This is a genomic window from Enterococcus sp. DIV1307a, from assembly GCF_050537425.1.
In the GTDB taxonomy this organism is placed as follows: Bacteria; Bacillota; Bacilli; order Lactobacillales; family Enterococcaceae; genus Enterococcus; species Enterococcus faecalis.
The window spans coordinates 782,912-799,361 of the sequence record NZ_CP172914.1 but is presented as its reverse complement, the minus strand read 5'-3'; the positions used below and the strand labels follow the sequence as shown (position 1 = coordinate 799,361).

Genomic DNA, 16,450 nt, shown 5'->3' with positions numbered 1-16,450 from the left:
CCTTATCTATTTTGTGCGGCTTCTTTCGCTTGTTGCGTAATATAGGTTAAAATTTTCGTTTTCGTAATTTTTCCAATAACTTTTTTAGGATTTTCTTTTTCAACGACTGGCAAAGAATCCACTTCGTATTTTTGCAAAGTGTCAGCAGCTTCAAGAATAGTAAATTCTGGTGTGCAGGTTTTCACATGTGGCACTCTTGTCATACAAACAGCAACAGGTGTGCCATCAATATTTGTATTTAAAGAGGCCCGTAATAAATCTTTTCGTGACAAAACCCCTAATAATTCTTTTGCTTCATCCATGACATAAAGAGAACCGACATCATACATAAACAAGTTGGTAATCGCATCTCGAATTGAGGTGTCTTGGGCAACCATCAATGGTGGACTCATGATCTCCTGAACTTTTGTTTGAAAAACATCAAAAAAGAAAAAAGCCTCCATATTATCACTTTCGTAAGTATACCCAACTTTCGGACTTGCTTTTAAAATTCCTGAAAGTGTTAAAAAAGACAAATCAGAACGCAATGTCGCACGTGAAACGGCTAATATGTCCGAAATGCGTTCACCACTAACTGGCTGATGCTCTTTTACAACAGCGATAATTTGCTCTTGTCGTTTACTTAATTTCATCATTTCCTCCTCAATTCCTCTTAAACAAACTGTGCATTCGCTTACAATTATACACATATTTATTGTTTTTTCAACATATTGACAAGAAACTTTTTCTATTGACAAACTTATTTCCGTCTATTATGATGTTTATTGAACATATAAGACACATATTAAACGGAGGTCACGCATGAAAAAGTTTATTTATTCTTTTAACGAAACACACAATGAAGGTAAAGAGACTCTTGGTGGTAAAGGGGCGAACTTGGCAGAAATGACACGCTTAGGTTTGCCGATTCCGCAAGGATTCACGATTACAACCCGTTGCTGTATGGACTATTTGGCAGATGCTACTTTCTTTGAAGAACACTTACAATCAGAAATTTTGAAAGCGGTTAAAAACCTAGAAGCTGAAACAGGCAAATCTTTTACTGCGAACAATGAGATTCTCTTAGTTTCCGTTCGCAGCGGTGCTGCCTTCTCGATGCCTGGTATGATGGATACTATTTTAAATTTGGGTTTAAATGATCAACGTGTGAAAAAATTTGCGACCTTAACCTCTCCTGGTTTTGCTTTTGACTGTTATCGCCGACTTATTCAAATGTTTGGAGACGTCGTCTATCACATTCCCAAAGAATTATTTGACCAACAAAAAGAGCGCTTGGAACAAGAGCTAAATAAAAAAATTACCGCTTTTCAAGAAGAAGATCATTTTGCCTTGATTGTCCGCTACCAAGAAGTTTTTGAACAACATCATGTGGTCTTCCCGCAAGACCCTGTCGCACAACTTTTTGAAGCAATCAAAGCTGTTTTTGATTCATGGAATAATCAACGTGCGGTGGTTTATCGAAACTTACATCATATTGCACATGATTTAGGTACAGCTGTCAACATTCAAGAAATGGTTTTCGGCAATCGTGGACTAGACAGTGGCACTGGCGTTGTCTTTACTAGAAATCCGGTCACAGGGGAAAATCAACTGTTTGGAGAGTTTCTTTTGAACGCGCAAGGAGAAGATGTAGTGGCTGGTATTCGGACGCCAGAACCCATTCGTCGTTTACGTTTGACTATGCCAAAAGTTTATCAAGATTTTCGCCATTACGCAGAACTTTTAGAATATCATTATCGTGACATGCAAGATATTGAATTTACCATTGAAAATGAAAAATTATATATTTTACAAACAAGAAACGGGAAACGAACCGCCGCAGCTACGGTTAAAATTGCTTTAGACTTAGCCAAAGAAAATCGCATTACTAAACAAGAAGCACTGTTGCGTGTGACACCTGATACGATTGATCAATTAATTCATCCCGTGTTTGATCAAGAGAAACGACAACACATGGAACGTTTAGCTATGGGACTTCCTGCTAGTCCTGGTGCAGCAAGTGGCCAAATTGTTTTTACAGCAGAAAAAGCCAAAGAACTGACCAATCTAGGAAAGAAAGTCATTCTTGTTCGTCAAGAAACTTCACCAGAAGATATTGAAGGCATGGTTGTAAGCGAAGCAATTGTGACCAGTCGTGGCGGAATGACTTCTCATGCCGCTGTGGTCGCACGAGGAATGGGAACTTGCTGTGTGACTGGTTGTGAAAGTTTAACCGTCAATGAAGAAACCAAACAACTACACTGCGGGCCACAAGTCATTTTAGAAGGAACAATCATTTCCGTCGATGGCTCAACGGGGGAAATTTATCTTGGCGAAATTCCTACAATTTCTGCTGATAATAACGATGACCTTCAAGAGCTCTTGTCTTGGGCAGATGCGTATGCTGATTTAACTGTTCGTGCCAATGCAGAAACTACACAAGATTTAGAGACTGCTATCCGTTTTGGCGCAGCGGGGATTGGTTTAGCGCGAACAGAGCATATGTTTTTCGGTGAAGAGCGTGTCTTGGAAATGCGTCGACTAATTTTAGCAGAGTCTGAAAAGGAAGCAACCTATGCGTTGGAGCAACTTCTTCATTTTCAACAGGAAGACTTTTATCAAATGCTGAAAGTCGTTCAAGACAAGCCCATGGTGGTCCGCTTGTTAGATCCGCCGATGCATGAGTTTTTACCTCATGAAAAGAATGATATTCAATTATTGGCGAAGCAACTACAACGGTTCCCGGTGACCATCGCCAAACAAATTGAACGGTTACAAGAAACCAATCCAATGTTGGGCCATCGTGGTTGTCGTTTAGGTGTGACCCAACCACAAATATACAAAATGCAAGTTACAGCCTTATTTACTAGTGCCATTCGATTAGTCAAAGAAGGAATTACTGTTTATCCAGAAGTGATGATTCCTCTAATCGCCGAAAAAGAAGAACTTCTCTATCTCAAACGCATTTTAAAAGAAACGATTGACGGTCTCTTTGAAGAACATAAAATAACTCCTTTCCCTTACGAAATCGGGACAATGATTGAACTACCTAGAGCTTGTCTGATTGCGGATCAGTTAGCAGAAGAAGCAGACTTTTTCAGCTTTGGAACAAATGATTTAACACAAATGACCTATGGTTTTTCTCGTGATGATATCGGTAAATTCATTAATACGTATCGGGAAAAGAAAATCATTACCCAAGATCCGTTTCAATCACTAGATCAAACAGGTGTTGGTCAACTGATTCAATTAGCTGTAGAGAAAGCGCGTCGCACTAAACCAAACATGAGTATTGGCGTATGTGGAGAAGTCGGTGGTGATCCGCAATCCATCACATTTTTCCAAACACTTGGCCTAAACTACATCTCTTGCTCACCTTATCGGGTACCTATTGCGAAACTCGCAGCTGCCCAAGCCAAAATTTTAACCGAACCGGCTGTGACTGAAGAACAAATGGTCCTTCTTTAATTTAACGTGTGTAACAAATGATTCATCCTTACAAGATAAAAAGTGCTAGGAACATCAGTCGAAACGGCTGATGTTCCTAGCACTAAATTTTAAGATCAATGATTGCACTCTGGTTATTTTCTTATAAACGCAGCATCTTTTATCAAGGGGTCTGTTACATCTGATACATATCTTTCTACTTTCATATGCAAATCATATTTTTCTCTAAGTTCCGTAATACGGGTCATCATTGGAGAAGCGTGGTGTTTGTCTAATGCTTCCTGATCTGTCCAACTATCAATCAGCAGAACTGTTTCTTCATCGTCCATTGGAAAAAAGTATTCATAGCGACTATTCCCTTTTTCTGCACGAATTGCCTCTACAATTCCGCTGGCAATCATTTCTTTGGCAAATTCTCTTGCACCTCCATTTGTCCCACTATAATAAATATTTATAGTAATCGCCATCTGTCTTCCCCCCTAAATTTACTTGCCTTTTTACGTTCCCGACTGGAATTGAACCAGCGACCTACCGCTTAGGAGGCGGTTGCTCTATCCTACTGAGCTACGAGAACAATCTGTTTTAATTTTAGAAGTCTTCACTACATCTGTCAATAGACAAAAAGAAAGTATCTCGCATAAACAATTATGCGAGATACTTTCTTTCAGTGAAACACGTCGTTCGTTTATCTATTATTTTTTTTGCCGCCGATCAAGAATCATTTTTCCTAAATAATAAAGTCCTGTCGCAATAGCTATATATTGCCCAATTTTATTATTGCGTGCAACTTTTTCTTGTTTCGTTTTCGCCATTGTCCCCATCACCTTTCTAAAATAATTCTTTTTACATTTTTATTATAGTAGGTTCTGTCATTTTTTGCGAATAAACACACTTTTAAAAATAATCTTCTAAAATTGGCATGCCTTTGACTAAACGTTGTCCTAAACGTTGAGCTGTCGTTGCGTCTCCTTGCAAGCGTTCATAAAAAGATAACGTCTCTGCTGAACGATAGCCCAAGAATAGTTGCGTCCACGTTTGGATATCTGCTTTCAAAGCAGCAGTCCCTTCTTTTTCCGCAGCACCTTTAGTCACTGTTGCTTTTCCTTGTTCGTCAATTGTGATTGTCCAAATGCCTTCATTCCATGGCCCATAGGAATCTTCAATCTCTAAAGAATACGTTTCTTTTTCTCCTGATTGAAATGGATATTTTTCCAGAAATGTTTGTAACTCAACGATTCGTGCCATCATGTAAGGTAAAATTTTTACAGAAGCTGCTGGCGTTGGCATTAAATCATTTAAATCTTTTCCAGCAAAACCATTAATCCAATGGAACGATTGAACGGAACCACTATGTGAGCCAATAAACCCAGCTAAAGCTTTAAAAGCTGTATTAGTTAAATAGTTCCATTCTACGATTTCAAAGGTGCCAGCAGCTATCCGATAAATCACATAGCCTTCTGCTTTCCCTTCTGACGAATAATAAATCGCTTGATTATTTGGTTTACTTGCACGATTCAGCGTATAATCCAGCCACCAAGTTTCACGGATCACACCACCAGAGTGCGCTCTTTGATTTTCAAGGTATACGTCTTTAATGACCTCTTTACCGTCAGCCCAAGAAACTCGTTTAATGGTACCCGGAACTCGTTTAACACGTGGCCAATCTTCCGTTTTAATTGTATACTCTGCTTGTTCAAATGTTTGTTCATAGCCATATTGACGATAAAATGGATATGAAAACGGTGCTAAGTAAGAAAGGGCAACCTTTTGTTTCGCTAAATCAGCCAACATTTCTTTCATAATAGCAGAGATGCCGCCTTCACCACGATATTCTGGATAAGAAGCCACATAGCCAATTCCAGCCATGGGATAGCGGACACCATGGAAATTCACTTGAAAAGGTGTCGCCATCACTTGACTTGTTAACTGCTCATCAATTAGGAAGCCATAGCTTTGCGTATGTGACAACAATTTTTCAAAACGTTCTTGGCGTTCCGCCGTGGGTTCCTGATTAAAAGCATAGATAACAAGATCAAACATCTCTTTCATTTCTTCTTTGCCCATTTTTTTGACTCTTTTAGTTGTCATTTTCTTTCCTCCTCGCACATTGTATCAATTCATTTTATCACAGAAACGGTTCTCTTTCTAAAAGCCGTTATTTGCTGTCATTTCTTTGAACCAACGACCGCTTTTCTTAATGGTCCGTTTCGCATCATCATCTAAATCCACAGCGATGAAGCCATAACGATTTTTATAGGCATTGAGCCAAGACCAGTTATCCATACACGTCCACATATGATATCCTTGAACATTACTACCTTCTTGAATCGCTTGGTGCACCCATTTCAAGTGATCTTGCACGAATTCAATCCGATAATCATCTTCAATGACTCCTTGTTCATTGACAAAGCGTTCTTCTCCTTCTACGCCCATGCCATTTTCTGAAATGTAGCAGCGAATGTTGCCATAATTTTCTTTTAAATTCATTAATGTATCATAAATACCTTTTTCGTAGATTTCCCAGCCACGGTAAGGATTCATTTTTTTGCCAGGCATATCGTAGACATCATAAAAATCTTCTGGAAGTAAGCCTTCTGGTCGTGTTTCAACAGGTGTTTCTTTTGCTTTGGCACGACGTGGTTGATAGTAGTTTACTCCTAATAAGTCCACAGTATTTTCAGCAATTATTGCTAAATCTTCTGGCGTTGTTTCTGGCAATAAGTCATTTGCTTTCGCCCAAGCAACCATATCTTCTGGAAAATGACCTTTAACAGCCGGGTCTAAAAACGAACGATTAAAGAAACCATCGACAAATTTAGCCGCATTTACATCGGCTTCGTTGTGCTCATCACGAGGATAAGTCGGCGTTAAGTTTAAAATAATGCCAATTTCACCTGATAAGTTCATAGAGTGATAGACGGCAATCGCTTTGGCACTAGCTAAAGCTTCATGATAGAGTACTTGAATCCCTTCTTTTAGATTCACTTTATCAGGATAATGCCAGCCATAGAGATAACCACCTTCAACTGGTACAATTGGTTCATTGTGCGTAAACCATTTTTTCACGCGATCGCCAAACAATTCAAAACAGGTTTTGGCAAAGTCAACATACAAATCAACCACTTCACGGCTTTCCCAACCGCCTTTTTCTTGAAGTACCATCGGCATATCAAAATGATACAAGTTCATAAAGGGCTCAATCCCGTGTTCTAATAAATCATCAATGACTTGATTATAAAAATCAACTGCTGTTTGATTGACTTTTCCTGTTGTAGGATCTGGAATTAAACGGCTCCATTGAATGGATGTTCGAAAAGAGTTATGTCCCGTTTCTTTCATTAACTGAATATCTTCTTGGTATTTTTTATAAAATTGTGAGGTCTTATCTGGACCGACTTGTTGAAAAAATTTTTCTGGCGCTTCTTGATACCAAAAATCCCAAATATTTTGACCTTTACCATCACCTTCAAAAACGCCTTCTGTTTGAGGACCGCTGGCTGCAGAACCCCACCAAAAATTTTCTGGAAATTGATATTTCATGTTATTTGCTCCTTTACGATTTAATCATTAAAAAAAGGATTGAACCCTCCGTAAGAGTCCGGACGATTCAATCCTTCGATTTTTTACTCAGCTGCTTCTGCGGCTGCTTCTTGTTTCAAGTATTGATCTGTTGCTACTTTTACGAAAGGCATGTAGATCAAAATAGAAATCAATAAGTTAACAGCTGCTAAAACTCCGCCGGCGATACTCTTCGTTGCTAAAAATCCGCCAATAATTGGTGGTGTTACCCAAGGTGGCATAAAGGTTGCAGCTGGTACTAAACCAGTTGCTGTCGCCACATACGCAACAGTTACAAGAACCATTGGGACTAAAATGAATGGGATAAACATAATTGGGTTTAAAACAATTGGTAAACCGAACATGACTGGTTCATTAATATTAAATAGTCCTGGTGCTAAACTTAAGTTTGTAATGACTTTGTATGGTTTGTTACGACGACCAACGATAAAGATAGCAATTAACAGACCTAATGTTGCCCCTGTTCCACCTAAGTTTACAAATGAATCAAAGAAAGGTTTGTTTACAATATAAGGAATTGCTTTACCTGCTTCTAAAGCTTTAATGTTCGCATCAATCGCTGGTACGTTGATTGTTTGCATTAATGGGTCAACCATGTTGGCACCATGTAAACCAAAGAACCATAAGAATGGTGTAATGAAAGCTAACAATAATGCTGATGGGTAGCTGTTTGCAAGTCCCATAAATGGTTGTTGAACTGCTTCATAGAATGAAATAACGATATTGTCAATTCCTAAAGCAAATAGAATTGATGTGATTAAACTAAATAAACTGATTGTAATCATTGCTGGTAATAATGCCGCAAATGATTTTGCTACTGCTGGTGGTACACCATCAGGCATTTTGATAACTAATTTAGGATTGCCAGATAAACGTTGGAATAGTTCTCCTGAAATAAGTGCAATAATCAAAGCAATAAATAATCCAGTTGCGCCCATACCTTCTAAGCCGCCAACTGCGAAGAATGAAGCTACAGAAACTGTACCGGCTGCAATGCCGTCTTTTCCATAAGATTTAACTAAATTGTGTGCTACTAAAAAGGCTACTAAAACGGCAAAGATTGCGAATGTACCGTTCCAAATGTTACCACCAAAGCTTTTCCAAATTGGTGCATCGTTATACATCATTGGGAAAATTTTGTTTAAAAAGTCCTCATATCCTGGAATTGGAATATTATTAATTAATACCGCCAAAGCCCCTAAAATCATTAATGGCATCGTTACGACAAACGCGTCACGAATTGCTACCAAGTGCCGTTGCGCTGCGATAACTGACGCTTTCGGCATAAAGTGTTTCTCCATCCATTGAACAAATCCGTCCATTGTTATTCCTCCTAATTAACGCTTTCTCAAGCGCGTTTTTCTTATAAGACGCATTGACAACGAGATTACTCGTTATCAATACGGCGATAAAGATCGATAATTTCTTTTGCTAAATCTGTAAATGCAATCGCAGTCATTAAATGATCTTGACTGTGCACTGTTAACAATGTTACTTGCATGTTATTGCCTTTTGCTTCTTCTGTTAACATTCCTGTTTGCGAATGATGTGCATGTACAAGTGATTCTTCTGCATCTGCAATTTTTTTGTCTGCTAATTCAAAATCCCCCGATTTTGCTGCGGCAATCGCTTCCATTGCATCGCTTTTAGCATTTCCGCCATACATGATTAAACCCATGATTGCTTCTAAGTTCTGTTGTCCGTCCATTACCTCTACCCCATTTTCTGCTCTAGTTTGATGATCCCATTAATGAAATTGCTTGATCTAAAACTTTTTCGCCATTCATCATGCCATAGTCCGCCATGTTAATGACATCTAAAGGAATCCCTTTTGGTTGTAATTTTTGTTCAAATTGCCCTTTCATGAAACGAACTTGTGGACCTAAAAGTAAAACATTCACCTCTTTATTTTCCAAGTTTGTATCTGCTTCAGAAGCCGATACTGCAAAGATGTCTGCTTCCATGCCACGATCTTCTGCTGCTTTTTGCATTTTTGTTACTAATAAACTTGTGCTCATTCCTGCGGAACAAACTAACATAATTGTTTTTTTTGCCATTTTCCTTCATCTCCTAAATTCTCTTTGTTTTGCTTTACACCTTTATATAAGCAAGAAGCGTGCCAAGTTTTAACACATTGAAAACCTTGATATGACAACGTTTTTCAACATGGAAAGCGTGTACACACTAAAAATAAAACGATTACACACAGCTTTTTTGTGTGCGTTTCCAAAATAATAGGGCCACAAAAAAAAGTGAGCGATAAGTCGAAACGACTCATCGCTCACTTTCTAAAGCTGAAGAGAATCAACTGGACAAAAGCCGCTTTTTCCCTTTAAGCAGTTTCCATCATTTTAAGCATTTTATAAAACTGTTTCTTTTTAAAATAACTTAAAAAGATACCTAATACTGCATCATTCAGTTTTTGTAACGCCCCATAAGAAACCATTGTTTCTGTATAACGCAGTTCACAGCTTTTTTCATCAATTGGCTGGAGCTCATACCGCACCGAGAAATCATTTTTAGTTGTGGATGTTCGAAATTGATAGGTCTTATTTTCTACAGCTTCTTCAATAACTATTTTCGCGCGACTATTTTTACTATATTCTTTGATGTATTCAAACTTACGCAACTGCTTTCTTGTAAGAGTTTTGCCTGTTTGCTTACGGATATCAAAAATAACAGAATTCATTAATTGCGTGTAAAATTCATCTGCTGAAATAGTTAATGTTTTCGTAATTTCCATTACCGTTTCACCTCATCCTTTGTCGCCTCTTCTTCAGCAACTTTTTTTCCTTTAAAAAACAGGTAACCACCAAGTCCAATGAAAAAAATCCCCGTTGTCAGACTTAATAAATCATAGTTTAAGGAGCTGGGATTCAACGAATACAAAACAATCAAGAAGCCAATACTACATAAAAATAATCCATTTCTAATCATTTTCATCCATCCTATCTTTTTAGACTACCGTTGCTTGGAAGTATAAAACGCCACCCCAAGGTTGTTCCTTAATCAGCTGTTTTGCAACTTGTGCAGCAGTTTCAGGGTCTCCTTCAACTTCAAAAAATAACTTAATACCATTCTTTTCTTTAAAAGTAAATGTTTCATTTTCCCCTTGATATGCCTCTAATAAAGTAATAATTTCCTCTTGCTTCATTGCACTTGCAATCGAAATCATGCTGCTCGCTCCTTTCTATACAAGTAATTGCTGTTTTTATTGCCTATTGCTCACTTTCGCCTAATGCAGGATCCATTTTGTTAGCAGCGATAACAAACGGTGTCCAAATCAAGAAAGTGACTACCATACATACCAACGCTACGATTGGTGCGCGCCAGTCGGCACCTGTCGCTAAGAAAGATAATAGCAACGGCGGTGTCACCCATGCGACTTGTTGAGAAACTGGGGCGACTAGCCCAAGATACGTTGCAACCCAGCCAATTGTAGTAGCAACTAATGGCGCAATTACAAATGGAATAAACATAATTGGATTCAGAACAACTGGTAAACCAAACATAATCGGTTCATTGATATTAAAGATCCCAGGTCCTAATGATAATTTACCAACTGTTAAATAATCTGCTCGTTTGGAGAATAACAAGATTGCAATAATTAGGACAATTGTACCGCCTGAACCACCAAACCAAGCAAAAGCATCAAACGAACCACGGACCCACATGTAGGCTTTACCGTCGTCAATAGCGGCTAAAACCGCAGCTGTTCCTGTTTTTCCTTCATAACCTTTTTGGAAAATATCAATATTGATTAATTGTGCTTGTCCCCAAATTCCTTCAAGAACTGGTGCCAAAACGTTTGGACCGTGAATACCAAAGAACCAGAAAATTTGAACAAAAACCGTTACGATTAACACAGCGCCTAGTCCTTGTGATAACCCAAGGAACGGTTCCGCGATATATTTTTGAATTAAGTCAATTAATAATTGACCGCCTGAAAGTTTTGACACCGTAAAGTTAATAATTGCTACGACATACAATGCGATTGTTGCTGGTAAAATTGCCGCAAACGCTTTTGAAACTGCTGGTGGTACAGAATCAGGCATTTTTATTGTTAAATCCGCTTGCATTAATTTACAAAAAATAATGGTTGATAAAGCGCCCATAATCATCACTGTAAAGAAAGCGTTACCATTTAGATGGTTGAGATTTAACCAACCCCATGGATTGACAGTCAATTGATTATTAGCAATTGACGCACCAATTTCTGCCCCATTAATTGCGTTGGCAATCTTTTCTGGCACTTTTACAGCTAATTCAGCTGTGTTATTTGGTGCAAAAGCAACACCTGAAATTAAGGTAGCTAAACTGACAATCCCACCAGCTAGCTCATTCACATTGTATGCTTTCGCTAAGTTATAGCCCCAAGAAAAAGCGAAAATCAAACCAGCGATAGCCAATGTACCATTCCAAACAAAACCATTAATCCCAATGATGACATTCAATACTGCAAAAATACCTTTGTCTGCTTCCAAACTTGCCGCATAAGTTGAGACAAACTCTTGGGGAAGATCTCGAATAATTGCGTTAATCATTACGGCGACTGATCCAGCCATTGTCGCAGGTAATGTACCAATAAAAGCATCCCTTAGTGCCACCAGATGTTTCTGTGCACCAATTTTTGCGGCAGTTGGTAAGATATATTTTTCCATCCATGCCATTAATCCGTTCATTTTTATTCCTCCTGTATCCATTTATATTTATTAAAAAGGCAGTAGCCTCATTAAACGAATGAATCGAGCGTACAAAACAAAACCTTTGGTAACATGCACTATCCTTGTTTGCTATTCACTTTTCCTAAACGTTTTAATTCCTTATCCCATTAATGAGATTGCTTGATCTAAAACTTTTTCGCCATTCATCATGCCATAATCTGCCATGTTAATTACATCTAAAGGAATCCCTTTTGGTTGTAATTTTTGTTCAAATTGCCCTTTCATGAAACGAACTTGTGGACCTAAAAGTAAAACATTCACCTCTTTATTTTCCAAGTTTGTATCTGCTTCAGAAGCCGATACTGCAAAGATGTCTGCTTCCATGCCACGATCTTCTGCTGCTTTTTGCATTTTTGTTACTAATAAACTTGTGCTCATTCCTGCGGAACAAACTAACATAATTGTTTTTTTTGCCATTTTTTCTTCATCTCCTTAAAAGTTATGATGTTATACACTTTATTTATAGCAATAATTGTGCCAAGTTTTCCCCTCATTAAAATACTGATATAACAGCTTTTGTCATCGAAAAAAGCGTGCACACACTAAAAGAAAACGCTTACACACATGAAATTGTGTGTAACTTACAAAAAGAAAACATCAAGAAAAAAGAGAGCGTTTTCTCATTTCTTGATGTTTTTTTATTTATTATTGTTTACTTTTAATTTCATTTTCTAAAAACATTTGGGTAACATGCGCAACTTCCGCTTCTGGAATCGTCACACGATACGCCCGTTCAATTAACATAAAATTCGTGCGTACGACATCGATTTCTAAACGATGTGTTTTAACATATTCCGCTAAGTTTGGAAAAGTTCTTGCTTCTTCTCCTTTAATTAAAGCATCTACCAGAAAAGCCAAATGAATCATGATTCCGGCATCCACCCCTGGTTCAACAATAATATGCATGTCTGTTTGTATTTGATGAACTGTTTTTTGTAACATGAGAATTAATTTTTGTAAGGAGTCCACAGAAGTAATGACGCCACTTAGTGAATGAACAATTGTATCAATCGCCACTTCATCACTAGCAATCCGTTTCAGTACATTTAATTTTTCATCATCAAAAATATCATAGACGGAAAAGAAAGGAATATTTTGATATTCAACATCCACAGTTCCCGCAATGGCCTTAATTTCATATTCTTCCATCAAGTTGTCGATATGTTTTTTAAATGTTTCTCGTTCAATAAATTGCATTTGAATCAGTTCTACTTTTGTTTCATCAATAACGGGTAAGATTCGTTGGTATAGTTTTGCGGCGACCCCTTCTCCTGTAAAGCACGTCACGATTACTGCTTTTTTTACGTTTTGACGTTTTTGCAGACTAGAGCGAAATTGTTCTCTCACAACGCTTTCAAAAGAAAGTTGAATATTTTGGTAAATGTCCTCTAAACTTCGTCCCACGCTTGCCATTCGAATAGCTTCTAAGACAATCATTGTGCTCGTCATTGTAATCGCCTTCGTTCGGATACCTGTTTCTTCAAACAACATATTTCCAAACGAATTTAATGAACCCATATCCGTCAGTAATAAAATCCCATTATTTAACGATTCTTTTTGCGTAATTACTTGGTTTCGTAATTGTTCATACATTGTTTGAACTTCCATCGTTAACGGCATATTCATCGCTGTTCCGATTGATGTTCCTAAAAGTTCTTGGGCGGTTTTCAACATACTTGAGGCAGTAGAATCCCCATGCATTAAGACGAACACACCAACATTATTTTCTGGAGTTCTTTCTTCTTTACCGACATTTATAGATAAAAACATACTAATAAAGCCAATTTCATCGAAAGGAATCTCTATGTTGTTCTCTTCTTCAATAATAGAAGATAAATCTAAGGCTACTTGAAATTCTTTTTTCATGTTTTTACGGACATTATTTAAATCAGGATGGACAATCACATGACCTTCTTTGACACGTTCAATCGTACTTTGTAAATGAAGCGCAAAGGCAAAGCGTGCTGTTTCGTTGTACGTGTGTTCCAAACGCTCTTCTGCGATATCATAAAGACGATTCGTTAAGTCCCAAATAGCTTCTGGTAATAACTCCTTATGTAAAGAATGTTGGGTTAATTCTTCGACATAATTTTTAAAATACGCATTCATATCTTTGGAAATCAATTCTTCTAAATCAACATTTTCTAAGTCAGCTTCGGACAAGTCAGCGACTTTTTCTTCGATTTCATTGTAAACTTGCATGTCTCTAGCTGGATCTTGTGACCAAACAATTTTGTTGGTGCCTGGCTGGAAAGATAAATAATTACTTTTACTATCGACAAATTGATCCAAGCGCTCAGGTACTTCTTTAATTTTTAATAATCCTTTTTGGACAGGTAACGACAAATCCCGTTTACGGATAACCAAATGTTCTAAATTGTGCGTCCGATAATAAAGAAATGACTTAGCACAAACTAATTTTAAGTCCCGCTTCACCTGACCAATATTTCCTTCTGCATCGTATAACATAAAAGCCAAAACTGCTTCGCGTTCGATATCAATTTGTTGGCCCAAACGTGTTGCCTCTTGCTGAATAAATAACGAAATGATGGCATAACGCTCATCTAGCGTCCGTGCATCTAAAGATGGTAATGTAATCGACATCGGAATCCGCCGATTAAAAGTGGTTAAAAAGTTTTCTGAGGATTCCGTTGTCGCACCAATAATTTGAACAGAGGCTTCATAGGTTTGGCCACTTTCTCCTAATGGACGGTACACGCCTTTATCAATAAACGTAAAGAGCATTTCTTGACCTTCTGGCGGTAAGCGATGAATTTCATCTAAAAAGAGAATCCCGCCATCTGCTTTTGCCATTAAGCCTGGACTATCTTCATTCGCACCAGTATAGGCGCCTTTTTTTACCCCAAAGATATGACCAAATAATAATTGTGGGTTTTGTGCATAATCAGCACAATTAAAAGAGACAAAAGGGGCATCTTCATCTAAGGTTTTTGAATCAATGGCAAAACGGTACATACATTCAGCAAAAAGAGATTTCCCTGTTCCTGTTTTCCCAAAAATAATCGTATGCAAACCTCTTGGTGGATATAAAATAGCCGCCTTGGCCTGCTGAATACTCACTTTTAAAGAATCATTGGCACCTACTAATGTGTCAAAACTAACAGAGGTAGACTCATCTACATGGACTTGTTCTCCTTCATTGATTGTTGGCACTGAATAGATAACAGGACGTCCAGTACTTCTAGTAATTTTCTTTTCTTTGAATAATTCATTTAAATAACGGCTGGCATTACTGCGATCAATCATTAACTGTTCTGCTACCGCTCCTGCCGTTAAGCCAGTTTCATTTTTTTGAAGTAACGCTAAGATTTCTTCCTTCCGAGATTTCATGGAATCCTCCTCGATACAACGTTCTGCTTGAAGCTCGTAAAGCGTTATTTCTTCGCTTTACGAGCTCCTTTGTTTTTCGTGTTTTTCTTTTTGTTTTTCTTCTTTTTGCGTGTTTCTTGCGGTTCTTTGACAACAGAATTTACTGTTTCTGGTTTTCTTTCTTTCGTACTCTTTTTTTCTGAATACGTATCTTTGACTACGTTCTTTTTTTCTAGTTCATCTTTGGCTTTTGGCTGTTCATGAAGTGCACCATCATATAAAAAGATTTCCTGATAGGGAATGGCCAATTGTTTCATCAAACGTTGATAATCCCTTTTGGTGCCATCGTTGATAAACGTAATCACTGCCCCTTGTGCACCCATCCGGCCAACGCGACCAGAACGATGAATATAGCTCTCTTCGGTTAAAGGAACATCTACGTTTACGACGTAAGGGACCCCTGTGAAATCTAAGCCCCGTGCCGCAATATCCGTGGTTAGTAACAACTTCACTCGTTCTGCTTTAAATTGATCGATCGCCAATTTACGCAACTGTTTACTTTGATCTGAAGCCAGACCAATAGCCGGCACATTCTCATAAACTAATTTTTCTTCTGCTGCACCTAAATCAGCAACTTGATTGAAAAAGACCATACTTCTGAATGCTTCTGTATGGGCCAAACGACGTAAGTAATCAGCTTTTTTTCTTGGTGCTAACCGAATAAAGTAGTGGACGACTTGACCTGCTGAAGTATCTTCTTCCGTCACATCAATCACCTGTAATTTTTGGCTTAAAGATTGCGCTTGATTCACGACACGATCAGCAGTCGCTGAATAAAAAACAAGTTGGTATTCGGTTGGTGTGTGTGTCAAAATTTGCTTGGTTAAACTTAGCTCTTCCTCTTGGAAAAGTTGATCAACTTCATCCATTACAATTGTTTTTAACAACTGAGCTTTGACTTTTTTGTTCTTCATTAACTCTAAAATCCGACCTGGCGTTCCGATTAACACTTCGGGACGTTTTTTTAACTTGTCAATCTGGCGTGAAACATTTGCCCCGCCGATTAACGTTTGAACCGTTAATTGAAGTGGCTTAGCCCAAGTCCGAGCAACTTCAGCAATTTGCATAGCTAATTCTTGAGACGGAGCAATAATCAACAATTGATTTCCCTGTCCTTTTTCAACAGTTAAGAGTAAAGGCAGCATATAAGCAAGTGTTTTTCCAGTTCCTGTCGGCGAAATTCCTAAAACATTTTCTCCTTCGCGAAGGGGCGTAAAACTTTTTTCTTGAATTGTTGATGGTTCGTTAAAGCCAGAAGCTTGCCACTGTTCTTGCCAAGCCTCTGGAAGTTGTTCTAAAAATCTCATATTGTTCCTTTCCTATCGCTTAAT

The 16,450-nt window shown here is 38.0% G+C and carries 15 protein-coding genes and 1 tRNA gene; 1 reads left to right on the top strand and 15 read right to left on the bottom strand.

Annotated elements, in window-relative coordinates; translation table 11 throughout:
- Window positions 1–2: 2 nt before the first annotated feature.
- Entirely contained in the window at window positions 3–632 is a 630-nt protein-coding gene (locus IGL90_RS03890) for a helix-turn-helix transcriptional regulator (RefSeq protein WP_002355926.1), read from the bottom strand.
- A gap of 169 nt (window positions 633–801) precedes the next feature.
- On the opposite strand from IGL90_RS03890, the gene ppdK reads away from it, so the two are divergent.
- Complete coding sequence (gene ppdK / locus IGL90_RS03885) at window positions 802–3,447, top strand: pyruvate, phosphate dikinase (RefSeq protein WP_048737180.1); 2,646 nt, start codon at window positions 802–804, stop codon at window positions 3,445–3,447.
- Between the two features lie 113 nt (window positions 3,448–3,560).
- On the opposite strand, the gene IGL90_RS03880 is transcribed toward ppdK, so the two are convergent.
- The 14 genes from IGL90_RS03880 to IGL90_RS03815 all read right to left on the bottom strand — a co-directional run bounded on the left by IGL90_RS03880 (window position 3,561) and on the right by IGL90_RS03815 (window position 16,426).
- Window positions 3,561–3,893, bottom strand: coding sequence for a putative quinol monooxygenase (locus tag IGL90_RS03880; RefSeq protein WP_010777500.1), 333 nt, complete (start codon window positions 3,891–3,893; stop codon window positions 3,561–3,563).
- A gap of 33 nt (window positions 3,894–3,926) precedes the next feature.
- Window positions 3,927–4,000: transfer RNA gene (locus IGL90_RS03875), tRNA-Arg, on the bottom strand.
- 320 nt (window positions 4,001–4,320) lie between these two features.
- Window positions 4,321–5,514, bottom strand: a complete 1,194-nt coding sequence (locus tag IGL90_RS03870) for a GNAT family N-acetyltransferase (RefSeq protein WP_002355922.1) — start codon at window positions 5,512–5,514, stop codon at window positions 4,321–4,323.
- 57 nt (window positions 5,515–5,571) lie between these two features.
- Window positions 5,572–6,966, bottom strand: a complete 1,395-nt coding sequence (locus tag IGL90_RS03865; RefSeq protein WP_002355921.1) for a glycoside hydrolase family 1 protein — start codon at window positions 6,964–6,966, stop codon at window positions 5,572–5,574.
- Between the two features lie 83 nt (window positions 6,967–7,049).
- Complete coding sequence (locus IGL90_RS03860) at window positions 7,050–8,327, bottom strand: PTS sugar transporter subunit IIC (protein ID WP_002355920.1); 1,278 nt, start codon at window positions 8,325–8,327, stop codon at window positions 7,050–7,052.
- A 65-nt stretch (window positions 8,328–8,392) separates the two neighbouring features.
- Window positions 8,393–8,713 (bottom strand): PTS lactose/cellobiose transporter subunit IIA, encoded by a 321-nt coding sequence (locus IGL90_RS03855; protein ID WP_002355919.1) that lies wholly within the window; start codon window positions 8,711–8,713, stop codon window positions 8,393–8,395.
- A 22-nt stretch (window positions 8,714–8,735) separates the two neighbouring features.
- A complete protein-coding gene (locus IGL90_RS03850; protein ID WP_002355918.1) occupies window positions 8,736–9,062 on the bottom strand; it encodes a PTS sugar transporter subunit IIB in 327 nt (108 codons plus the stop codon).
- Window positions 9,063–9,337: 275 nt separating this feature from the next.
- Window positions 9,338–9,748 carry a DUF3284 domain-containing protein gene (locus IGL90_RS03845; protein ID WP_002355917.1) on the bottom strand — a complete coding sequence of 137 codons (411 nt, stop codon included), beginning with the start codon at window positions 9,746–9,748 and terminating at the stop codon, window positions 9,338–9,340.
- Window positions 9,748–9,948, bottom strand: coding sequence for a DUF3188 domain-containing protein (locus tag IGL90_RS03840; protein ID WP_002355916.1), 201 nt, complete (start codon window positions 9,946–9,948; stop codon window positions 9,748–9,750). Before IGL90_RS03840 ends, IGL90_RS03845 begins: the two co-directional genes overlap by 1 nt.
- Window positions 9,949–9,961: 13 nt before the next feature.
- A complete protein-coding gene (locus tag IGL90_RS03835; protein ID WP_002355915.1) occupies window positions 9,962–10,180 on the bottom strand; it encodes a hypothetical protein in 219 nt (72 codons plus the stop codon).
- 43 nt (window positions 10,181–10,223) lie between these two features.
- Window positions 10,224–11,687 (bottom strand): PTS sugar transporter subunit IIC, encoded by a 1,464-nt coding sequence (locus IGL90_RS03830; protein WP_002364646.1) that lies wholly within the window; start codon window positions 11,685–11,687, stop codon window positions 10,224–10,226.
- Between the two features lie 141 nt (window positions 11,688–11,828).
- Entirely contained in the window at window positions 11,829–12,146 is a 318-nt protein-coding gene (locus tag IGL90_RS03825; RefSeq protein ID WP_002355913.1) for a PTS sugar transporter subunit IIB, read from the bottom strand.
- A gap of 228 nt (window positions 12,147–12,374) precedes the next feature.
- Window positions 12,375–15,080, bottom strand: coding sequence for a sigma 54-interacting transcriptional regulator (locus tag IGL90_RS03820; protein WP_002355912.1), 2,706 nt, complete (start codon window positions 15,078–15,080; stop codon window positions 12,375–12,377).
- A 44-nt stretch (window positions 15,081–15,124) separates the two neighbouring features.
- Window positions 15,125–16,426 (bottom strand): DEAD/DEAH box helicase, encoded by a 1,302-nt coding sequence (locus IGL90_RS03815; RefSeq protein ID WP_002414731.1) that lies wholly within the window; start codon window positions 16,424–16,426, stop codon window positions 15,125–15,127.
- Window positions 16,427–16,450: the final 24 nt, after the last annotated feature.

Coding starts and splice junctions, on each gene's coding strand:
- IGL90_RS03890 (WP_002355926.1), bottom strand. CDS start 632: ATGAAATTAAGTAAACGACAAGAGCAAATTATCGCTGTTGTAAAAGAG.
- ppdK (WP_048737180.1), top strand. CDS start 802: ATGAAAAAGTTTATTTATTCTTTTAACGAAACACACAATGAAGGTAAA.
- IGL90_RS03880 (WP_010777500.1), bottom strand. CDS start 3,893: ATGGCGATTACTATAAATATTTATTATAGTGGGACAAATGGAGGTGCA.
- IGL90_RS03870 (WP_002355922.1), bottom strand. CDS start 5,514: ATGACAACTAAAAGAGTCAAAAAAATGGGCAAAGAAGAAATGAAAGAG.
- IGL90_RS03865 (WP_002355921.1), bottom strand. CDS start 6,966: ATGAAATATCAATTTCCAGAAAATTTTTGGTGGGGTTCTGCAGCCAGC.
- IGL90_RS03860 (WP_002355920.1), bottom strand. CDS start 8,327: ATGGACGGATTTGTTCAATGGATGGAGAAACACTTTATGCCGAAAGCG.
- IGL90_RS03855 (WP_002355919.1), bottom strand. CDS start 8,713: ATGGACGGACAACAGAACTTAGAAGCAATCATGGGTTTAATCATGTAT.
- IGL90_RS03850 (WP_002355918.1), bottom strand. CDS start 9,062: ATGGCAAAAAAAACAATTATGTTAGTTTGTTCCGCAGGAATGAGCACA.
- IGL90_RS03845 (WP_002355917.1), bottom strand. CDS start 9,748: ATGGAAATTACGAAAACATTAACTATTTCAGCAGATGAATTTTACACG.
- IGL90_RS03840 (WP_002355916.1), bottom strand. CDS start 9,948: ATGAAAATGATTAGAAATGGATTATTTTTATGTAGTATTGGCTTCTTG.
- IGL90_RS03835 (WP_002355915.1), bottom strand. CDS start 10,180: ATGATTTCGATTGCAAGTGCAATGAAGCAAGAGGAAATTATTACTTTA.
- IGL90_RS03830 (WP_002364646.1), bottom strand. CDS start 11,687: ATGAACGGATTAATGGCATGGATGGAAAAATATATCTTACCAACTGCC.
- IGL90_RS03825 (WP_002355913.1), bottom strand. CDS start 12,146: ATGGCAAAAAAAACAATTATGTTAGTTTGTTCCGCAGGAATGAGCACA.
- IGL90_RS03820 (WP_002355912.1), bottom strand. CDS start 15,080: ATGAAATCTCGGAAGGAAGAAATCTTAGCGTTACTTCAAAAAAATGAA.
- IGL90_RS03815 (WP_002414731.1), bottom strand. CDS start 16,426: ATGAGATTTTTAGAACAACTTCCAGAGGCTTGGCAAGAACAGTGGCAA.